Source organism: Candidatus Effluviviaceae Genus I sp. (genome assembly GCA_016867725.1).
GTDB lineage: Bacteria > Joyebacterota > Joyebacteria > Joyebacterales > Joyebacteraceae > VGIX01.
The window spans coordinates 1-4,331 of the sequence record VGIX01000074.1; the positions used below are offsets into that span (position 1 = coordinate 1).

Annotated in this window: 4 protein-coding genes; 2 read left to right on the forward strand and 2 right to left on the reverse strand. The window is 69.8% G+C overall.

Annotated elements, in window-relative coordinates; genetic code table 11:
• Window positions 1-796, forward strand: a 796-nt coding sequence (locus FJY74_09405) for a hypothetical protein (protein MBM3308528.1), incomplete at its 5' end; no start/stop codon positions are given.
• A 19-nt stretch (window positions 797-815) separates the two neighbouring features.
• On the opposite strand, the gene FJY74_09410 is transcribed toward FJY74_09405, so the two are convergent.
• A complete protein-coding gene (locus FJY74_09410) occupies window positions 816-2,840 on the reverse strand; it encodes a DUF3857 domain-containing protein (GenBank protein MBM3308529.1) in 2,025 nt (674 codons plus the stop codon).
• A gap of 120 nt (window positions 2,841-2,960) precedes the next feature.
• A complete protein-coding gene (locus tag FJY74_09415) occupies window positions 2,961-3,197 on the reverse strand; it encodes a hypothetical protein (protein MBM3308530.1) in 237 nt (78 codons plus the stop codon).
• A gap of 463 nt (window positions 3,198-3,660) precedes the next feature.
• On the opposite strand from FJY74_09415, the gene FJY74_09420 reads away from it, so the two are divergent.
• Window positions 3,661-4,161 carry a hypothetical protein gene (locus FJY74_09420; GenBank protein ID MBM3308531.1) on the forward strand — a complete coding sequence of 167 codons (501 nt, stop codon included), beginning with the start codon at window positions 3,661-3,663 and terminating at the stop codon, window positions 4,159-4,161.
• Window positions 4,162-4,331 lie beyond the last annotated feature (170 nt).

Here is a 4,331-nt window from a genome sequence, read left to right on the forward strand (position 1 = left end):
CGTCGCGCAGCTCTTCGCCGCGCAGCTCACGCCCGCGAGGTCCCCACTCCTCGCCGACGACTGGATGAAGCAGTACGTGCCCGACGCGAAGCTCGCGGGCAAGCTGAGTCGCCGCGTGCTGCCCGAGTTCATCACCGTGACGGACGAGCCCACGCGCGAGTCGTGGGAGGGCATGCGGCTTGCGGGCTACAGGCTCGTTGACGACGAGGGCGTGCCGGCGGAGAACGTGACGCTCGTGGAGAGCGGGAGGCTGGTGGCGCTTCCGATCGGCCGTGGGCCGACGAAGAAGCTGACGGAGTCGAACGGCCGAGCCGTCGCGTTCCCGAACCAGTGGACGGTGCCGACCGCATCGAACCTGTTCGTGCGGTCCGCGAAGACGAGGAAGGACCTCGTCGCGGAGCTCAGAAAGCTCGCGAAGAGCGTTGACGGCGGGTTCGGGCTGCTCATCACGCGGCTGGACGCGCCGGAGATCTCGCGGCGATATCAGTGGACGCAGGGCTCCGACGAGGCGAGGGCGGCCCTGCTCACGGCCCCGATCGTGGCCTACAAGGTGTACGCGGACGACGGGCGCATGGAGCCGGTGCGCGGCATCGCGTTCGACGAGGTGAGCGTCCGCGCGCTCCGCGACATCTGCGCTGTGGGCGCGAAGCCCAAGCTCACGAACCTGCGCCAGTCGCTGGGCGGCGGGATGGCCTACCCCCTCGCCGTCGTGACGCCGGACATCCTCGTCGAGGAGATGGAGTTCAGGTCGAGCAGCCGCAGCGAGCCGCGGCTGGTGGCGGGAAGGGGGGAGTAGGCGGAGGGGGGGCCGCCCCCTACCCCCTCACCAACAGCACCGGCTCACGGTGCGCCCGCGAGGCATCGAGCCAGAACGCGCGCAGGTCTCCGTACTCCGACGCGGCCACCGCCTTGGCGGTCAGCTCGAAGGTCCGCGAGCAGCGGATGACACCGTCGGCGTGCGAGAACCGCCGCGCGTAGAACCCGTACTTCGCCCGCTCGGAGAGATCGCCCGGGAGCCCGTCAGGCGCCCATCCATCCGACAGCCTGATGCAGCATGAGTCCGCGACGGCGTAGGGCCTGTCGAAGACGACGCCGTGGTGGCGCCTCCCCGCGGGGAGCGTCTCCTCTGGACCCGCGATGCCGAAGAACGACCCGTCGAGCACCGCACGCCCGCCGGACGACGCGCCGGCCCAGTCCGCCTCGAACGCCATCCGAACCAGGCATCCGCGCTTCCCCGACCGCTCGACGCGCTCCCACGAGGTCACGTGCGCTCCGGCGAACTGCCCCGCCACCATCCGCTCGAGCGCCTTCCGCACGTCCTCCCGTGAGCTCCCCCTGATCGTGTTCCGCATCTCGAGCGCGAGGTCGCCCGTGAAGTGCGCCGTCGCCTCCCCAACGATGGACCCGCCGGCATTGATCTCAGCGTTCACCGTCCAGGCGATGCGGTTGGCCTCGGCCGTGCTCCTGGGCGTCCGGACGAAGCTGCACCCCGCATCGCTCAACACGAGTGCCTGGACGTCCCGGTCAACCGACGGAAGCTCGCCGAGTTCGAGCACGCCGCCGGCGGGGTCGATCCAGTGCTCCTCTCCGCCCGACCGCACGTAGACGATCATGTGGTTCATGAGCGACGGCGTCACGATGCTGCCGTCGATCGTGCCGTCGTCGCGCGTCCTCACGAGCGCCGGCCACGCCTCGATGCCCAGCACGCGGAGGAGCGCCGCGGTGAGCACGCTCATGTCCTTGCAGTCGCCGTAGCGGGACGCGAGCACCTCCTTCGGACTGCGTGGCTTCCAACCGGACCCGTCGATCTCGATGGCCACATATCGCACGTTCTCTGCCACGCCGTTGGCGACCATTTCGATGGTCTCGAGCTCGTCCTTCGGATTGCGAAGGAACGAACGCGCCTCGCCGGCCAACGCGCGCCCCTCCGCCAGAAGCGGCGAGATGGTCTCCTTGAAGTAGTCGTCCCCAAACGAGCGCCATGTGTACTGCGGATACTCCGGCCGCATCGAGGCGAGCCCGACGGTCACTCGGGAGCACAGGTCGGCCAGCGGCGCCCTGAACGGCTCGCGCGGGATCGCCGGAAGCGAGCTGCAGGTCCATGTCAGCGTGGACTGGGTCCCCGTGAGGCCGCCGCCCGGCGCAGGCCGCGCGCCTTTGACCGGGGACCGCGGCGCGCCGCTCGACCTCGTGGCGATGTCCACGCCAAGAAGCAACAGGTCCTTCGGCATGGCGAAGGTGTACTCCGCCTTGCGCACGGGGATGCTCATGTCGAAGCGGAATTCGTCTTCGAACTGCGTGTCCCCGTGGGAGCGGGTGTACTCGTACTCGATGACGCAGCTGTCCGCGAACGACGGCATCGCGAACACCTTCTCGCGCACGTCCGCGTAGAGCACGAAGTCGGGGAACCTGCTCCGCTCGTGGATGTCGTCCTTCTTGACGTCAACCCACTTGCCGGACCGCGTCACGGTGCGCGCCTTGAGTTTGCTGATCGGGACGCGCTTGGAGCAGGCGATGGCGACGTTCGCGTACCCCTCCGCGCGCTTGGCGTCGAGAATGACGATCTTCACGCGCCGCGTCTCGTAGGTGGTGAAGTTGCCCGTGTCGTACGAGATGTTCGTCGAGCCCTCGTTCAGCCAGCACACCGCCGGCGCCGGCTCGTCGGCGTTGCTGAGCTCCGCGAGTTCGCGGACCTCGGCCCAGAACGCCCGGTCGGTGACCGCGTCGCGCATGTCGAGCTCGGCGGCGCGGAGAGGAACGGCGGGCGCGAAGAGGAACCACAGACCGAGGGCGGACGTCGCCAGGGCGACGGGCCGGCGGAACACGCGCGCGAGCGTCATGGCCGTTCCTTTCGGTTGGGCGGCACCCGTCCCGAGGGGGAAGGAACGGGCGTCACCGACTGTGCTGGGCTACACTGCGGCTTCAGGCGCGCGCGGCGTGACGGACGCCGGCTCCGACTGTCACCACCCGTACCTCTCGCGGAGCTCCGCCCGCGTCGGGCAGGTGCAGACGGCGGACCCGTCGCACCGCGCCGCGTACGCGCACCTCGAGTGGTTCGCCTTCTCGATCACGAGGCCCTCGGCGCAGGAGCCGATGGCGACGCACGGCGGCTGCGAGTGGTTCTCGAGGCAGACGAACTCCCTCGGGCACTGCGTCGTGCGGCAGAGCGTCTCTCCGGCAACGCACCTCATGCTCATGCACCCTCCGGTTGCGAGTGGACGCCACCCTGCACAGCAACGGGGATGCCAGCCCGCACGGAGTTCCGCCGGACCGAAGTCGACCCGTGCAGTCGTTTGTCTCGTGGGAGGTTAGCGTCGCATCGGACGCGCGGCGTCTCGGCGCGGGCGCGCCCGGGTGCCCCGCGACCGGCACATGCAGGTGACGTCGCGGGGTCGCCCGGCCGCGAAGGCCCCGCGGGGTGGGCATTCCAGGGTGTCACGCGGATGTGACGCGGAGCACCCAAACCGTCCCCCCCAGATCACAACCGCGCCCTGCGCACTCCACATGACCTCCTTGCCGCCCATGCCTGCCCCTGCCTTCGGAAGCCTCCTCGACAACGAGTGCAGGTCTCCGTACGATGTGCCGCACATCAGTGGTCCATCCGCACGCGGGAGACGCAGACTGGCGCGAGCCACGGGCTCGCCCGAAGGAGGTGCATCGGTGAACGCCTGCATCCGTCCCGGTCATCTGCCCCACGTGGTCCTCGCCGCCCTGCTTGCCGCAGCCGTGATCGCCCCGGCCGCCGCCTCAGGCGACGCCCTTGAACTCCTGACGGCCGAGGCCGGCCCCGTGCCGACGGAGGCGGGACGCGACGTCCCGTCCACCGTCTGGTTCCAGGGGTTCCTCGCCGACTCGTCCACGGGCGACCCGATCAACGCGACCTACACCGTGGTTGCGCGCATCTACAGCCTCGCGAGCGGCGGCTCGCTGCTGTGGGGACCCGAGACGCACTCCAACACGTCCATCGTCGAGGGCTGGTTCAACACAGAACTGGGAAAGACCGTGAGCCCGCTCCCCTCGTTCGCGACGCCCCCGTACTATCTCGAGCTCGTCGTCAACGGGGACGCTGAGCCCCCGCTCGAAGCTCGCGAGCGTGCCGTCCGCGCTGCGCGCATCCGCGACGGTGGCCGACGACGGGGACTGGACGATCGCGGGAGATGACATCCACCGCGCGACCGGGAACGTGGCGGTGGGAAGTGCGACCACGACCGATGCGAAGCTCTACGTCTATGCGGCCACGGCTACCGCGCCCGCGCTCAGGGTCCATCAGCTGGGCGGCTCCGGGAGCTGGCCCGCGCTCTACGTGAGGCGGGATGCGAATGTCCCCGGTG